This is a genomic window from uncultured Jatrophihabitans sp., from assembly GCF_964246335.1.
Lineage (GTDB): Bacteria > Actinomycetota > Actinomycetes > Mycobacteriales > Jatrophihabitantaceae > Jatrophihabitans.
The window spans coordinates 1-15,317 of record NZ_CAXTQF010000030.1; the positions used below are offsets into that span (position 1 = coordinate 1).

General features: G+C 70.8%; 15 protein-coding genes and 1 pseudogene. 11 read left to right on the forward strand and 5 right to left on the reverse strand.

Annotated features, from left to right (window positions below; all coding sequences use genetic code 11):
* Nucleotides 1-121: 121 nt before the first annotated feature.
* Together ACFFCN_RS10290 and ACFFCN_RS10295 are read right to left on the reverse strand one after the other, a co-directional pair.
* Nucleotides 122-967 (reverse strand): annotated as a pseudogene (locus ACFFCN_RS10290) (hydroxymethylglutaryl-CoA lyase); the annotation flags it as partial.
* A 56-nt stretch (nt 968-1,023) separates the two neighbouring features.
* Nucleotides 1,024-1,503, reverse strand: coding sequence for a Fur family transcriptional regulator (locus tag ACFFCN_RS10295; protein ID WP_375491302.1), 480 nt, complete (start codon nt 1,501-1,503; stop codon nt 1,024-1,026).
* 133 nt (nt 1,504-1,636) lie between these two features.
* Here ACFFCN_RS10295 and ACFFCN_RS10300 point away from each other — a divergent pair, with 133 nt between their 5' ends.
* From ACFFCN_RS10300 to ACFFCN_RS10345, 10 genes are all read left to right on the forward strand, one after another.
* A complete protein-coding gene (locus ACFFCN_RS10300; RefSeq protein ID WP_375491304.1) occupies nt 1,637-2,599 on the forward strand; it encodes a metal ABC transporter solute-binding protein, Zn/Mn family in 963 nt (320 codons plus the stop codon).
* Entirely contained in the window at nt 2,596-3,486 is an 891-nt protein-coding gene (locus ACFFCN_RS10305) for a metal ABC transporter ATP-binding protein (RefSeq protein ID WP_375491306.1), read from the forward strand. The genes ACFFCN_RS10300 and ACFFCN_RS10305 overlap by 4 nt, the downstream gene beginning before the upstream one ends.
* On the forward strand, nt 3,483-4,391 hold the full coding sequence (locus tag ACFFCN_RS10310) for a metal ABC transporter permease (protein ID WP_375491308.1): 909 nt from the start codon (nt 3,483-3,485) through the stop codon (nt 4,389-4,391). Before ACFFCN_RS10305 ends, ACFFCN_RS10310 begins: the two co-directional genes overlap by 4 nt.
* A complete protein-coding gene (locus ACFFCN_RS10315; RefSeq protein ID WP_375491310.1) occupies nt 4,388-5,275 on the forward strand; it encodes a metal ABC transporter permease in 888 nt (295 codons plus the stop codon). The genes ACFFCN_RS10310 and ACFFCN_RS10315 overlap by 4 nt, the downstream gene beginning before the upstream one ends.
* A 94-nt stretch (nt 5,276-5,369) precedes the next feature.
* Entirely contained in the window at nt 5,370-5,507 is a 138-nt protein-coding gene (locus ACFFCN_RS10320) for a hypothetical protein (protein ID WP_375491312.1), read from the forward strand.
* The gene (locus ACFFCN_RS10325) at nt 5,504-6,361 is read left to right on the forward strand and encodes a hypothetical protein (protein WP_375491314.1); all 858 of its coding nucleotides are present in this window, start codon (nt 5,504-5,506) and stop codon (nt 6,359-6,361) included. Before ACFFCN_RS10320 ends, ACFFCN_RS10325 begins: the two co-directional genes overlap by 4 nt.
* A gap of 26 nt (nt 6,362-6,387) precedes the next feature.
* Nucleotides 6,388-7,053 carry a maleylpyruvate isomerase N-terminal domain-containing protein gene (locus tag ACFFCN_RS10330; RefSeq protein ID WP_375491316.1) on the forward strand — a complete coding sequence of 222 codons (666 nt, stop codon included), beginning with the start codon at nt 6,388-6,390 and terminating at the stop codon, nt 7,051-7,053.
* Nucleotides 7,054-7,488: 435 nt separating this feature from the next.
* Nucleotides 7,489-8,313, forward strand: a complete 825-nt coding sequence (locus ACFFCN_RS10335; protein ID WP_375491318.1) for an MIP/aquaporin family protein — start codon at nt 7,489-7,491, stop codon at nt 8,311-8,313.
* The gene (gene glpK, locus ACFFCN_RS10340) at nt 8,313-9,821 is read left to right on the forward strand and encodes a glycerol kinase GlpK (protein WP_375491320.1); all 1,509 of its coding nucleotides are present in this window, start codon (nt 8,313-8,315) and stop codon (nt 9,819-9,821) included. The genes ACFFCN_RS10335 and glpK overlap by 1 nt, the downstream gene beginning before the upstream one ends.
* 131 nt (nt 9,822-9,952) lie before the next feature.
* Entirely contained in the window at nt 9,953-11,659 is a 1,707-nt protein-coding gene (locus tag ACFFCN_RS10345; RefSeq protein ID WP_375491322.1) for a glycerol-3-phosphate dehydrogenase/oxidase, read from the forward strand.
* Nucleotides 11,660-11,757: 98 nt separating this feature from the next.
* Here ACFFCN_RS10345 and ACFFCN_RS10350 read toward each other — a convergent pair whose 3' ends face one another.
* The 3 genes from ACFFCN_RS10350 to ACFFCN_RS10360 form a co-directional block, all read right to left on the reverse strand.
* Nucleotides 11,758-11,970, reverse strand: a complete 213-nt coding sequence (locus tag ACFFCN_RS10350; protein WP_375491324.1) for a hypothetical protein — start codon at nt 11,968-11,970, stop codon at nt 11,758-11,760.
* Between the two features lie 46 nt (nt 11,971-12,016).
* Nucleotides 12,017-12,625 (reverse strand): hypothetical protein, encoded by a 609-nt coding sequence (locus ACFFCN_RS10355; protein WP_375491326.1) that lies wholly within the window; start codon nt 12,623-12,625, stop codon nt 12,017-12,019.
* A gap of 89 nt (nt 12,626-12,714) precedes the next feature.
* On the reverse strand, nt 12,715-14,265 hold the full coding sequence (locus tag ACFFCN_RS10360; RefSeq protein ID WP_375491328.1) for an MFS transporter: 1,551 nt from the start codon (nt 14,263-14,265) through the stop codon (nt 12,715-12,717).
* 179 nt (nt 14,266-14,444) lie between these two features.
* On the opposite strand from ACFFCN_RS10360, the gene ACFFCN_RS10365 reads away from it, so the two are divergent.
* Nucleotides 14,445-15,317, forward strand: coding sequence for an oxidoreductase (locus tag ACFFCN_RS10365; RefSeq protein ID WP_375491330.1), 873 nt, complete (start codon nt 14,445-14,447; stop codon nt 15,315-15,317).

Consider the following 15,317-nt stretch of genomic DNA (forward strand, 5'->3'; position numbering starts at 1 on the left):
CAACGACCTGCTGCTCCGGCTCCCGCCGTCGCTGCGCGGCGAGACGCTCGAGGAGCACGTGGCGTCGCTCGGCACGTCCGCGCTGTTCGTGCAGGGACCGCCCGGGTCGGGGAAGACCCACACCGGCGCGCAGCAGCGAGCTCGGCAGCTCGTGGCCGACCTCCGTCGCCGCGACCCGCGCCGCCTTGACCACTGCGGCCAGGTCCAGGCCGGACTCGACGCCGCTGTCCGCGGTCCAGTAGACGAGCTCCTCGGTGGCGATGTTGCCGCTCGCACCGGGCGCGAACGGGCAGCCGCCGAGGCCGCCGACGCTCGCATCCAGCTGCCGCACGCCGTGGGTGATCGCGGCGAGCGCGTTGGCCTGCCCGGTGCCGCGGGTGTCGTGGAAGTGCACGCCGACGTCGAGGCCCGGTGCGGCGGCGCGGACGTCGTCGAGCAGCGTGACGGTGCGCCGCGGCGTCACCGTGCCGATCGTGTCGCCGAGGCACAGTTGGTCCGCACCACCGGCGGTCGCGGCGCGGATGACGTCCAGCGTGCGCGCCGGGTCCGTCGGGCCGTCGAACGGGCAGTCCCACGCCGTCGCGATGATGACCTCGAGCGTGCCACCGGCGTCGTGCGCGATCGTTGAGATGTCGCCGATGGCCGCGGCCGCCTCGGCGCTCGGCCGGCCGGCGTTGGCCAGGCTGTGCGAATCGGCCGCCGAGACGACGTACTCGAGGTTCGGCACGCCGGCGTCGACGGCGCGCACCGCGCCGCGGGTGTTCGCCACCAGCGCGGAGAAGTGCACGTCCGGCCACTGGCCCAGCTGCGCTGCCACCTCGTCGGCGTCGGCCAGCGCGGGCACCGCCTTCGGCGAGACGAAGCTGGTGACCTCGACACGCCGCACGCCGGTGGCGACGATCGCGTCGAGCATCCGCAGCTTGGCGTCGAGCGGGATCGGCGCCTCGAGCTGCAGGCCGTCGCGCATGCCGACCTCGCGGAGGTCGATGCGGTCCGGCAGCGGCAGGCTCACGCCGGCCGACGCTACGCGCCGGCGCGCTGTCGGCGGGAGGTCGACGTTCGGCGCGAGTGCTCCGGGCACAGCCCGAACAGCTCGACGGTGTGCGTGATGTCGGTGTAGCCGGCCTGCTCGGCGACCCGGTCGGCCCAGGCCTCGACCTCCGGCCCGGACACCTGCACGCTGCGCCCGCACTGCCGGCACACGATGTGGTGGTGGTGCTCGGCAGTGCCCCCGGCGTCGGTGGGTTCGTGCATGCCGCACAACCGGTACTGCGCCTCACCGTCCGCGTTGTGTACGACGTCGGCGCGATCGGTCTCGGCGAGCAGCGCGAGGTGCCGATAGACGGTGGTCAATCCGATGTGCTGGCCGCCCGCGCGGATCCGGGTGAACAGCTCGTGCGCGGTGCGGAAGCCGTCGGCCTCGGCCAACGCGCTCTCGATCGCCCCGGCCTGGCGCGTGTTGCGCTGCCGTCCCGTCGACGCGCGCGCCGTCCCCTCTGACACGCGACGAAGCTACCGAGCGCCGGATCGTCGTGCCACCCTGGCTCAGGCTTTATTGAAAGTGGTTGTCGATACCGATAAGGTCGGTTGCACAGCGCTTGCCACCGGGCGACGCACGACTGGACGGGGGCGCGCGGTGACCCGACGGACACGAAGTGGCGCGGTCGGTGGCGCGTTGATCGCGGTGCTCGGCCTTGCCGGGTGCAGCACGGCATCGACGGGGGCCGACACAGGGACGTCGTCGGCCGCCGGATCCGTCGGGGCGCACGGCGGCGGCGGCAAGGTCGTCACGGTCGCCGCCAGCATCAATGCCTGGGGCAGCATCCTGTCGCAGTTGGGCGGCACGCACGTGCGCGAGACGTCGATCATCACGAACCCGGACACCGACCCACACGACTACGAGCCCACGCCGCGCGACGGCACGGTCGTCGCGAGCGCCGAGCTGTTCGTCGAGAACGGCATCGGCTATGACTCCTGGGCCGCCAAGTCGCTCGCCGCCAACCCCGAACCGGGCCGGCAGGTGATCGACGTCGGCAAGCTCGTGCACGTACCGGACGACGACAACCCGCACCGCTGGTACTCGCCGGGTGACGTCAACACGGTGGCCGACGCCATCACCGCCGACCTCGAGAAACTCGATCCCGGTGACGCCGCCTACTTCGACGCCCAGCGGCAGAGGTTCGCGACGACCGGGCTGGCCCGCTACGACGCGCTGATCAAGCAGATCCAGACCAGGTACGCGGGCGTCCCCGTGGGCGCCAGCGAGTCGATCTTCGCGCCACTCGCGCAGGCGCTGAAGCTCGACCTCGTCACACCGCCGTCGTTCCTCAAGGCCATCAGCGAGGGCACCGACCCGGCCACGTCCGACCTCAACACGATTCGATCGCAGATTGCCGCGCACACGATCAAGGTCTACGTCTACAACAGCCAGAACGCGACGCCGGACATCGCGGCGCAGGTGCGGGCCGCCAAGGCTGCGGGCATTCCGGTGGCGACGGTGACCGAGACACTCGCCCCGGCGAACGCCAGTTTCCAGCAGTGGCAGAGCGCGCAGCTGACGATGCTGGCCGCAGCCCTGCACAAGGCGACGGGCAGGTGAGCGAACAGCTCCGGGAGTCCGGCGGTGCGGTGCCCGATCAGCACAGCGATGGCCGGGAGACGGGCGCGCCGGTCGTCGAGCTGCGCGACCTCGCCGCCGTCGTCGGCGGTCGCCGCGTGTGGTCCGACGTGAACCTGACCGTCCGGGCCGGCGAGTTCGTGGCCGTCCTGGGGCCGAACGGGGCCGGCAAGTCGACGTTGCTCAAGGCCGTGCTCGGTCTGGTGCCGACCGCAGCCGGCACCGCCTCGGTCCTCGGCACCAGGCCGGGCCGGCGCAACACGCGGATCGGGTACCTGCCGCAGCGGCGCGCCTTCGACCCGGCCACCCGCGTGCGCGGCGTGGACATCGTGCGTCTGGGCTGGGACGGCGACCGCTGGGGTGTGCCGCTGCCCGCGTGGGTGCCCGGTTCGCGCAGCCGGGCCGCCGCGCAGCGCGTCGACGAGGTCGTCGAACTCGTCGGGGCGAGCGCGTACGCCCGCCGGCCGATCGGCCAGTGCTCGGGTGGCGAGCAGCAACGGCTGCTCATCGCGCAGGCCCTGGTACGTCGCCCGGCACTCCTCGTGCTCGACGAGCCACTGGACAGCCTCGACGTCACCAACCAGGCCGCGGTGAGCAGGCTGATCCGCGACGTCAGCCACAGCGAGAACGTCGCCGTGCTGCTCGTCGCCCACGACGTGAACCCGCTGATGTCCTACCTCGACCAGGTCATCTACCTAGCGCGCGGCGGGGCCGTCATGGGGCCGCCCGAGCAGGTCATCACCGCCGACACGCTCTCCATGCTCTACGGGACGCCGATCGACGTCCTCACGGACCGCACTGGCCGGCTGGTCGTGGTCGGGCAACCGGACGCACCCGCGGAGCACCGTGCACCCGGCTCACGCGCGTGAGCACCGGGCTCGGCTGGAACGTCGTCGACGACGCGCGGCAGCTGTTGGCGTTCCACTTCATGCTCAACGCGTTGCGCGCCGGCACGATCGTGGCCGTCGTGTCGGGAGCCATCGGCTACTTCATGGTGCTGCGCCGGCAGAGCTTCGTCGGGCACACGCTCGCGGTCATCGGCTTTCCGGGCGCCGCCGCGGCCACGTATCTCGGGCTGGCCACACCGCTGGGCTACTTCGGCTTCTGCGTCGCCGGGGCGCTGGTCATCGCCGCACTACCGGCCGGTGGGCGCGCGTCGGCCGGCGGGTTCGCCGGTGAGTCCGCGGCCGTCGGCACGGTGCAGGGCTTCGCGCTCGCGTGCGGGTTCCTGTTCGTCAGCCTGTACAAGGGTTTCCTGTCCGGACTGAACAACCTGCTGTTCGGCTCGATCGTCGGCGTGACCGACGGGCAGGTGGTGACGCTGTTCGTCGCGGGCGCGCTGTGTCTGGCGGTGCTCGCCGTCATCGGCCGGCGGCTGCTGTTCGCGAGCATCGACCCGGACGTCGCCCGCGCGCGGGGTGTACCGGTGCGGCTGCTCAGCGCGATGTTCCTCGTCGTGCTCGGCGTCGCGGCGGCCGGGACGTCGCAGGTGACCGGCAGCCTGCTGGTGTTCGCGTTGCTCGTCGCGCCGGCCGCCACCGCCGCGCGGCTCACGGCCCGTCCGCTGACCGGGCTCGTCCTGTCGGTGCTCATCGCGGTGGCGGTCACCTGGGCAGGGGAGGGCGTCGCGTTCTTCTCGTCGTACCCGATCGGTTTCTGGGTGACGACGTTCGCCTTCGGGCTGTTCGTACTGGCCGGCGGCTACCGCGCCGTCGCCGACGCCGTCGGGAACCGGCGCTTCGCGCGGACAGCCGTCGCGGCGGTGGGCACGTGAGCGGGGTGCTCGCGGCGGACCCGATATCCGGGCTCGGACACATGCTGGCGGCACCCTATGTCCAGCACGCCCTGCTCGCCGGCACCGCGATCGCCGTGCTGTCCGGCGTCGTCGGGTTCTTCGTCGTCCTGCGCGGGCAGGTCTTCGCGAGCGACGCGCTCTCGCACGTCGCCTACGCCGGCTCGCTGGCGGCACTGGCTGCCGGCGTCGATCTGCGATTCGGGCTGTTCGGCGCGTGCGTCGTGGTCGGCCTGCTGCTCGGCCTGCTGGGCGGCCGCGGTGTCGCCGACGACGTCGTCATCGGCACGGTGTTCTCCTGGATCCTCGGCCTCGGCGTGTTCTTCCTCGCGCTCTACACGACGCACCGCGCCACCGGCGACAGCGCCGCCAACGTCAACGTGCTGTTCGGCTCGATCTTCGGCATCGATGCGGCGGCCGCACGGAGCGCGGCGTGGATCGCGCTCGGCGCGCTCGCGGTACTCGTGCTGATCGGCCGGCCGCTGTTGTTCGCCAGCCTCGACCCGGCGGTGGCCGCGGCGCGTGGTGTGCCGGTGCGCGTGGTCGGTGCCGTGTTCCTCGCCGTCGTCGGCGTTGCGGCGGCCGAGGCGAGCCAGGCGATCGGCGCGCTCCTGCTGTTCGGCCTGCTGGCGGCGCCACCCGCGGCGGCGCAGCTGCTCACCGACCGGCCCTGGCGCGGCATGGTGCTCGCCGTAGTGCTGGCCGTCGTGGCGCTGTGGATCGGGCTGCTGATCGCGTACGCGGCACCCCGCCTGCCGGCGAGCTTCGACATCATGACCGTCGCCGCGCTGATCTACCTGGGCGCGGCCGTCCGCGCCCGGCTGCGGCGCGGCCGGCAGGTCGCGCAGCCGGCGGTCGCGCGATAGCTGGGTCGCCGCGGTCGGTCCGCGAAGACGGTCGCTGCGCGGAGCCGGCGGGCGTAGCGTTTCGGTAGTTCGCGTCGGCCGCACGGAGGTGCGCATGGGCAACATCGGCGAGGAGCAGCCCGAGATCGAGGTGCTGCCCGCGCGGCAACCTCGCGAGCCCGGGCGCGCGCCGGCCGGACCGCAACGCACCCCCGAACCCGCACCTGCGCCGCGGGAGCCGGCACCGGCGTGAGGCCCGACTTCGACGGTCCGGAGCTGCTGGTCGGGGAGATCTCCGCGCTGCGCACGTTCGACCTGCGCGCCGGCGGTTCGCTGTGGCCGGTGTTTGCCGCCGACCGCGCCTGGCAGGACGGTCCGAACGAGGCGCGGTGTTCCCAGCACGAGGTCGCGGGCGCGCCCGGGTGCATGTGCGGGTTCTGGGCCTACGGCTCGATGGCCGCGTTGCGCGATCAGCAGCGCTCGCGCAACGTCGTCGCGGTCGTCTCGTGCTGGGGGCGGGTGACGCCCGGGACGCGCGGCATCCGCGCGCAGTTCTCCCGCATCGAGGCCGTGTGGCTGTCCCGCAGGGTGCCGACCGCGCTCGTGCGCAGCGTCGCGGCGCGCTACCCGAGCGTGGCGATCTACCGCGACCGGGCCCGCATGCTGGCCGAGCACCCGATCACCGAACTGCCGTCCTACGTGCCCGACCGTCCGCTGCGCCGCTCGCAGGCCCGGCTCGGCGAGGCCCTCGTCGGCGTCTTCGTCATCGAGGCGCTGGTGTTGGGGCTGCTGCCCGGCCGGGTGTACGACGCCCACCGCGCGCTCAGCAGCCTGCTCGGGCAGGTGCAACTGTTGCTCGCGTGCGCCGCGATCAGCACGCTGGTGCCGTGCCTGATGGCGCTGCTGCGCGATCCGCCGCGCGCCCGCTTCGTCGCGCGGGTCATGAAGCTGCCGGCCATCCTCATGCTGCTGCTGTGGGTCTACGCGCCGGTGCAGTCACTGGCCGTCGGCCTCGCGATGCGCGTGCTGCCGGTCGTCTGGCTGGTGCGCGTGCTCTACCGCTGGACGCTGCGCTACCAGCCGGCCCCGGCGCCGCCGTCCGCGTGACCTGATCCGTCTGCTTGGCTAGGACGATGGACCCGATCGATGAGTGGACGCAATCGCAGCAGCGGGTCATCGCGCTGGTCGAGGACCTGAGCGCCGAGCAGGCGGCGACCGTCGTGCCGGCGACGCCTGCGTGGACCGTGCACGACCTGCTCGCGCACATGATCGGGCTGGACGCCGACGTGGTGGCCGGTGACGAGCCGGACGACCACAACGACGCCTGGACGCAGCGTCAGGTCGACGCGCGCGCCGAGCACGACATCGCCGCCCTGCTCGACGAATGGCGCGGCCTCACCGAGCCGATCACTGCCTGGATGGCGGCCAACAACGGCCGACCGATGGGCGACGTGCTCATCCACGAGCAGGACCTGCGGGGCGCCCTCGGCGTCTCGGGCGCGCAGGACACCGACGGCATGCTGGCCATGCGCGAACGGATGGTCGGCGGCTTCGCCGACGCGGTGCGTGAGCTGCCGCCCATCGCGTTCGTCGGTGATCGCTGGACGTGGCTGTCGCGTGGCGAGCTGGCCGGCGCGCAGACGCTCCTGCGCGCATCGGACTTCGACCTCACGCGGGCGTTGATGTCGCGGCGCTCGGAACGGCAGCTGCGCAGCTGGACCGAACGCGGCGACGTCGGCCCGTACCTTGACGCGTTCCGCGCACTCGGCGACCTGCCCACCGCCGACCTGCACGAATAGGTCGGGCCGCCGCCGGCCGTCGGTGTGCCGTGCCGCGGTGCGCTTTCCGCGCGTCGCCTGGCGGTGGTGGGCACCGTCCCGCGCAAACGCCAACTATGTGTCGCCTCAGCGACGGATAGTTGGCGTTCCGTGGGCAGCACCATTGCTGCCCACGGCGGGCGGTGTCGGGTAGCTACCGCTCGTGCACTGACGACCTCGGTGGCCGGACAGCAGTGGCGGGGAGTAAGTCGATTGGATCAACAGGGTGTTGCGCCGGTGTGACGACGCTCATAGCGTCGGTGGTACGCGCCTCGCCGGGGCGCGCCGGCGGTCGACTACGAGGAGACGCACGTGGCTTCGGAACAAGTGGCAGCAGATCGACCCGGAGCGCACGAGGCGAGCCCTGCGCGAGGAAAGCGCGACCCGATCCCGTGGGCGCCGGGTCTCGTCGGTGAAATGGCGGCCGAATTCCTCGGCACGATGATCATCCTGTTGTTCGGGGCCGGCGTCGTTGCGCAGGTGGTGGCCGGATCCGGGCTGACCAAGGGCGGTCTCGGCGACCACGACAGCATCTCCTGGGCCTGGGGGTTCGGGGTCACCCTCGGCGTCTACGTCGCCGGCAAGGCCAGCGGGGCGCACCTGAACCCGGCCGTCACGGTCGCGCTGTCGGTGTTCCAGGGCTTCCCGAAGGCGAAGATCGCGCCGTACATCGTGGCGCAGACGGCCGGCGCATTCGTCGCAGCGCTGCTGGTCCGCTGGAACTACACCGAGGTCCTCGCCAAGTTCGACCCGCACCACACGACGACGGGAACACAGACCGTGTTCTCGACGCTGCCGGGCAACGGCTCGTTGCCGGTCAGCGAGCTCGGCGCACTGCGCGATCAGATCATCGGCACCGCGATCCTGGTCTTCCTGATCTTCGCGATCACCGACGCGCGCAACACCTCGCCGCTGGCGAACCTGGCGCCGCTCATCATTGGATTGCTCGTGGTCGCGATCGGCATGGCGTGGGGCACCGACGCGGGCTACGCCATCAACCCGGCACGTGACTTCGGCCCGCGGTTGGCGCAGTACTTCACCGGCTATCACGACGCCTGGCGCGACCAGTACCACAACCTCTATTTCTGGGTGCCCATCGTCGGCCCGCTCGTCGGCGGAGTGGTCGGCGGCGCCCTGTACAAATTCGGCGTCTCGCGCTTCCTGCCGCCGGGCGAACCCGAGGACGACGACCCGACCGACACCGCCGCGACCGTGCGGCACAACGAAGGCGAGGAGCTGTAATGGCCGACTACGTGGGTGCCATCGATCAAGGCACCACCAGCACGCGTTTCATGGTGTTCGACCACTCGGGCAACGAAGTCAGCAAACACCAGCTCGAGCACGAGCAGGTGCTGCCGCAGGCCGGCTGGGTCGAACACAACCCTGTCGAGATCTGGGAGCGCTCGACGTCGGTCGTGCAGAGCGCACTGAACAAGGCCGGCCTGCAGGCGTCCGACCTTGCGGCACTCGGCATCACCAACCAGCGCGAGACGACGGTGGTGTGGGACAAGAACACCGGCCGGCCGTACTACAACGCGATCGTCTGGCAGGACACCCGCACCGACCGCATCGCCAGCAAGCTCGAACGCGACGGGCACGCCGACCTGATCAAGCAACGGGCCGGTCTCCCGCCCGCGACGTACTTCTCCGGCGGCAAGATCCAGTGGATCCTGGAGAACGTCGACGGCGTGCGCGAGGCGGCCGAGAAGGGCGACGCGATCTTCGGCAACACCGACTGCTGGTTGTTGTGGAACATGACCGGCGGCCGCAACGGCGGCGCGCACGTCACCGACGTCACGAACGCCAGCCGGACGATGCTGATGGACCTCGAGACGCTGCAGTGGGACGACGAGCTGCTCGCGCTGTTCAACATCCCGCGCTCGATGCTGCCCGAGATCAAGCCGTCGTCCTACCCGGACGGCTACGGCGAGGGCACCGGGATATTCGAGGGCATCAAGCTCACCGGCGACCTCGGTGACCAGCAGGCGGCGATGTTCGGCCAGGTCTGCTTCGCGCCGGGCGAGGCCAAGAACACCTACGGCACCGGCAACTTCCTGCTGCTCAACACCGGTGAGGAGCTCGTGCGCAGTGAGAACGGCCTGCTGACGACGGTCTGCTACCAGGTCGGCGACGACAAGCCGGTGTACGCGCTGGAGGGCTCGATCGCCGTCACCGGTTCGGCCGTGCAGTGGCTGCGCGACCAGCTCGGCATCATCTCCGGCGCTTCGGAGATCGAGGGCCTGGCCAAGCGGGTGGACGACAACGGCGGCGTGTACTTCGTGCCGGCGTTTTCCGGGCTGTTCGCGCCGTACTGGCGTTCGGACGCGCGCGGCGCGATCGTCGGGCTCTCCCGCTTCAACACCAACGCCCACCTCGCGCGGGCGACGCTCGAGGCGATCTGCTACCAGAGCCGCGCCGTGTCCGAGGCCATGGAGGCCGACTCCGGCGTGCACGTCGACGTGCTCAAGGTCGACGGCGGTGTCACGGCCAACGACCTGTGCATGCAGCTGCAGGCCGACATCCTCGGTGTGCCGGTCAGCCGGCCGGTCGTCGCCGAGACGACCGCGCTCGGCGCCGCCTACGCCGCCGGGCTGGCCGTCGGCTTCTGGAACGACACCGACGAGCTGCGCGAGAACTGGAACGAGGACAAGCGCTGGGAGCCGGAGTGGAACGACGAGCAGCGCAAGGACGGCTACGCCGGCTGGGAGAAAGCGGTGCAGCGCACCCTGGACTGGGTGGACGTCGACTGACCCGTGCGCGTCCCCCTCGTCTTCCCACCCGAGATGGTCGCTGCATTGACGCAAATCACGACCACCCCGGGTGGGAAGACGGGGTACAGCTAGGAGTGGGTAGGGGGACGTGACGACGTGATGGGGAAGCGATGACACAACCAGTGGGCCTCGGGCCGGCCGAGCGCGCGAACGCGATCGACCGGCTGGCGGTCGAAGAGCTCGACGTGCTGATCATCGGCGGCGGCGTGGTGGGCACGGGTGCCGCGCTCGACGCCGTCACGCGTGGGCTCAAAGTCGGCCTGATCGAGGCACGCGACTACGCGTCGGGTACGTCGAGCCGGTCGACGAAGATGTTCCACGGCGGGCTGCGCTACCTCGAGAGCTTCGAGTTCCATCTCGTGTTCGAGGCGCTCAAGGAACGCGGGTTGATGCTCGAGAAGCTGGCGCCGCACCTCGTCAAGCCGATCCCGATCATCTATCCGCTGGAGAAGTGGTACGACCGTCCCTACGTCGGCCTGGGCATCGGCGTGTACGACGTAATGGGCGGCGGCCGCAAGGTGCCGCACCACCTGAAACACCTGGGCAAGAAGGCGACGATGGAGTCCTTCCCGAGCGGCAAGGGCACGGCCATCCGCGGGGCGATCCGCTTCTACGAGGGCCAGGTCGACGACGCCCGGCACACGATGATGCTCGCCCGCACCGCGGCGGAGTACGGCGCGCTGTGCGCCAACAGCGTGCGGGCCGTCGGCTTCCTGCGCGAAGGCGATCACGTCGTCGGCGTGCGCGCGAAGGATCTGGAGAGCGGGCGTGAGTTCGAGATCCACGCCGGGCAGGTCATCAACGCCGCCGGCGTGTGGACCGACGAGATCCAGGAGATGGTCGGCGGCCGCGGGCAGTTCCGCGTCCGCGCGTCGAAGGGCGTGCACGTCGTCGTCGACCGCAACCGGATCAACTCGGCCACCGGCATCATCGCGCGCACCGCGAGCAGCGTGCTGTTCATCATCCCGTGGGGCAGTCACTGGATCATCGGCACCACCGACACCGATTGGAACCTCGACCTCGCGCATCCCGCGGCGTCCGAGTCCGACATCGACTACCTGCTCGAACAGGCCAACCGGTTACTCGCTGATCCGCTGACCCGCGAGGACGTTGTCGGCGTCTACGCCGGGCTGCGCCCGCTGCTGGCCGGCGAGTCGGAGTCGACGTCGAAGCTCTCCCGCGAGCATGCGGTGTCCTCCCCGGTGAAGGGGCTGCACATCATTGCCGGCGGCAAGTACACGACGTACCGGGTGATGGCCAAGGACGCCGTCGACGCCACGGTGCATGCGATGGAACGCCTCGTGCCGGACTCGATCACCGAGGACGTCCTGCTCGTCGGTGCCGACGGTTACCACGCGCTGTGGAATTCGCGGGCGCTGATCGCGGAGCGCACCGGCTTGCGGGTCGGCAAGGTCGAGCACCTGCTCGGCCGGTACGGCTCGCTGCTGCACGAGGTGCTGGCGTTGATCGACGAGCGGCCGGAGCTCGGGGAGCCGCTGGCCGGTGCGCCCGAGTACCTGAAGGCCGAGGCGGTGTACGCCACCACGCACGAGGGTGCGCGGCATCTGGAGGACGTGCTGACCCGCCGCACCCGGCTGTCGATCGAGGTGCCCGATCGCGGGCTGAAGGTGGCGCCGGAAGTGGCTGCGCTGATGGCGCCGGCCCTCGGCTGGAGCGAGGACGACGTCGCGCGCGAACTCGAGCACTACGAGCACCGCGTGCAGGCCGAGCGGGAGTCGCAGCACCAGCCCGATGACCAGACCGCCGACGCCGCGCGCCTCGGCGCCCCCGACGTGCGCCTGGGCGCCGCCTCGTAACCACTGTTTGCTTCTGCATGCCGAGACGACCAGATTCAGCCCTGCAATTTGGTCATCTCGGCATGCAAGAAGCGGGCGGGCGGGTGGCGGGGAGTGAGTTAGCTGTCGTTGCTGCGGGCCTCGGCTCCGGTTTCTCCCGCATAGCCGACGTCGTCGCCGGCCACCCGGCCGACGTACTCGCCGTCCGGTGTCGTGCTCGTCGTGGAGCCCTGGTTCGGGTCGTCCGCGTCGGGCACCCCGCCGGTCTCGCGGCTCTCGGCCAATTTGTCGTCCGGCTTGGTGTCCGATTCGGATCCCTCATGCTTGCTCATGTCACGGAGGTGCCCGCGGTTGACGTGCAGGTATCGCGAACGTGAGTCATCCGCCGTCCGCGCCGTCGATGAGCGTGGTGACGCGCACGAGTGACGGCCGGCTCGGCGTCGAGCCGAAACCGAAGCGCACCGGCGGCGTCACCGGCCGCAAAGCGCCTAGATCCTCGCCGCGCCACACGGCCGTCGTCGCGGCCAGGGCGTGCTCGTCGAGCGCGCAGTAGTACTCGTGCCGGCCGTGCCCGGCGCTGCCGTGCGTGCGGACGCCGCGGCGAACGGCCCGCGCCGCCGGATCGATCACCACACACCACCACCGCTGCCGCGCCAGCGCCCGCGGCACCAGGGACAGCAGCTGACCGACGGCAGTCCGCCGCCCGACGTGCATCGTGACGGTCAGGCTCGTGGTCGTGACGGTCCAGCGGTCACCGTCGATGCGCAGGGCCGTGGGTTCGACCAGGACGTCGTCGAAGCCGTACGTCGACGCGATGAACTCGCCGACCTCGGCGCGCGGCGCGATCAGCTGCCGGTGGCCGTCGGCGTGCTCGACCATCACGTCGGCAATGGGGCCGAACGGGCTGTCCGGCCACATGCCGACGACGAGTCGCACTCCGGACGCAGTGCCGACGCCGGCGATCGCGCCGTCGAAACGCATCGTCATCCCGCGAGCCTAGGCGGCGGCCCGGACTCATGATCGAAGAATGGCCGTGGTCGATATCCGACCACGGCCATCCTTCGATCGAGAAGCGCTCAGTGCGCGAGTGCGGGCTGGGACTCCTGAGCGGCAGGAGCGCTCGCCGGCACCTGCGCGGCAGCCTCGGCGCGCATCTGCTCGAGGCGGGTGCGGGACGGGAACATCGTCACGCCCATGATCGCACCCAGCGCGAACAGCGACGAGCTGATCACGAACACCGCGGTGTAGCCGTGCGTTGCGGCGATCGGCCCGAGAGTGCGGCCGAGAGAGGCGTGCGCGGTGGCGAAGTTGGTCGTCACCGTGGCCGCGGCCGTGCTCAGCACAGCCGTGCCGACGGAGCCGCCGACCTGCTGCATGGTGCTGACCAATGCGGCGGCGACACCGGAGTCGGCCGGCTGCACGCCTGCCGTGGCGGTGTTCATCGCCGGTGCCATGACCATGCCCATCGCGAAGCCCATCACGATCAGCGACGGCAGCACGCCGCTCGCGTAGGACGAGTGGACGTCCAGGCGGGTCAGGTTCGCCATCGCCGCGGTGCCGAGCAGCATGCCGATGGTGATCACTATGCGCGGGCCGAAGCGGGGCAGCGTGACGATGTTCGACACGTTCGAGCTGATCATCACACAGGCGATCATCGGCAGGAACGCGAAGCCGGATGACACCGGGCTGAAGTGCTTGACCTGCTGCAGGTAGTACGTCAGGAACAGGAACACGCCGAACATCGCGATGCCGGCGATGCCGACGGAGGCGAACGCGGTTCCGCGGGCGCGGTCGGCGACGATGCGCAGCGGCAGCAACGGCGCGGCCGCGACCCGGGCTTCGACGAACACGAAGCTGACGAGCAGGACGGCGGCGGCGATGAGCGAGGTCAGCGTGACCACGGACGTCCAGCCGGCGGTCTCGGCGTGCGAGAAGCCGAAGACCAGCCCGAACAGCCCGGCCGAGGCGGTCAGCGTGCCGAGCACGTCGATTCGGTGGCGCGTCTGCGAGCGCTCGTGCGTCATGTAGATCAGGGCACCCGCCGCGGCAACCAGCGCGAACACGACGTTGACGTACATCGTCCAGCGCCAGGACAGGTACTGCGTGAGCACCCCGCCGAGAATCAAGCCGACCGCGCCGCCGCCGACAGCGACGGTGCCGAAGACGCCGAACGCCTTGCCCCGGTCTCGCGGATCACGGAACGTCGTGACGAGCATGCCCAGAGCAGCCGGCGCGAGCAGCGCGCCCGCGACGCCCTGCACCGCCCGGGAGGCGACGAGCACGCCGAAGGACGGCGCCGCGCCACCGATCGCCGAGGCGATCGCGAAGGCGAACAGCCCGGCGATGAAGGAGCGCTTGCGGCCGATGTAGTCGCCGACGCGCCCGCCGAGCAGCAGCAGGCTGCCGAAAGCGAGGGCGTAGGCGGTGACGATCCACTGCCGCTGGTCGTTGGCGAAGCCGAGATCGGCCTGCGCGGACGGCAGCGCGATGTTCACCACCGTCGCGTCCAGAACAATCATGAGCTGGGCGATCGAGACGAACACGAGGACGAGCCAGCGGTGGTCACCGCTGCGCGCCTGCGCCGCCTTGCGGTCGGCCAGGGAGAGTTGTGCGTGCTTGGCAGTCATGAAGTCTTCCGTCGATGGTTCTTCGGGCATCTCCAAATCTAAGCGGTGGCGGTCTCCGGTTGTTCCCGGTGCGGGAACTTTTCTCGAATTCACCCGTTGGCAACCTGCGGAGCCTGCCGGCGGCGGCAGCCGCGTCGAGCAGCTGCGCCGGGTGGACTTGGCGGGCTAGGTTCGACAGAGTGACAGAAACCGCAACGCTCGTCGGCCGTCCCGTCCACCGCATCGGCTTCGGCGCGATGCAGCTGCCCGGCAAAGGGGTTTTCGGCCCGCCCCGCGATCGCGACGCCGCGTTGGCCGTCCTGCGCAGGGCGATCGAACTCGGCGTCAATCACATCGACACGGCCCAGTACTACGGGCCGGACGTCAGCAACGAGCTCATCCACGCGGCGCTGCACCCGTACCCCGACGATCTCGTGCTCGTCACGAAGGTCGGCGGCGACCGCGACGACAAGGGCGGCTGGATCGGCGCGCAACGCCCCGAGCAGCTGCGCGCCGGCGTCGAGGCGAACCTGCGCAGCCTGCAGATCGAGCGCATCGACGCGGTCAACCTGCGCCGGATGGACGAACACACCGAGGGCGCCGACGAGTCGAACGACCAGCACGTTCCGCTCGCCGACCAACTCGCCGAGCTCGTCGCGCTGCGCGACGAGGGCAAGATCGGCGGCATCGGGCTGTCGACGGTCGACGTCGACCAGCTGCGCGAAGGGCTCGACTACACGGACATCGTCTGCGTGCAGAACGCCTACAACCTTCGCCAGCGCGACGACCAGCCGGTGTTCGACCTGTGCCGGGAACGCGGCATCCCCTACGTGCCGTACTTCCCGCTCGGCTCGGCCTTCGGGGTGTCCGTGCACGTCACGCAGGACGACGCGGTCAAATCGGTCGCCCAGCGGCTCGGCGTCACCGCCACGCAGGTCGGGCTGGCCTGGTTGCTCGCGCAGAGCGACAACGTGCTGCTCATTCCGGGCACGTCGAGCGTGGAGCACCTAGAGGAGAACCTGGGCGCCGGCGACGTCACGCTGGACGACGAGGCGCTCGCCGAGCTCGGCTGA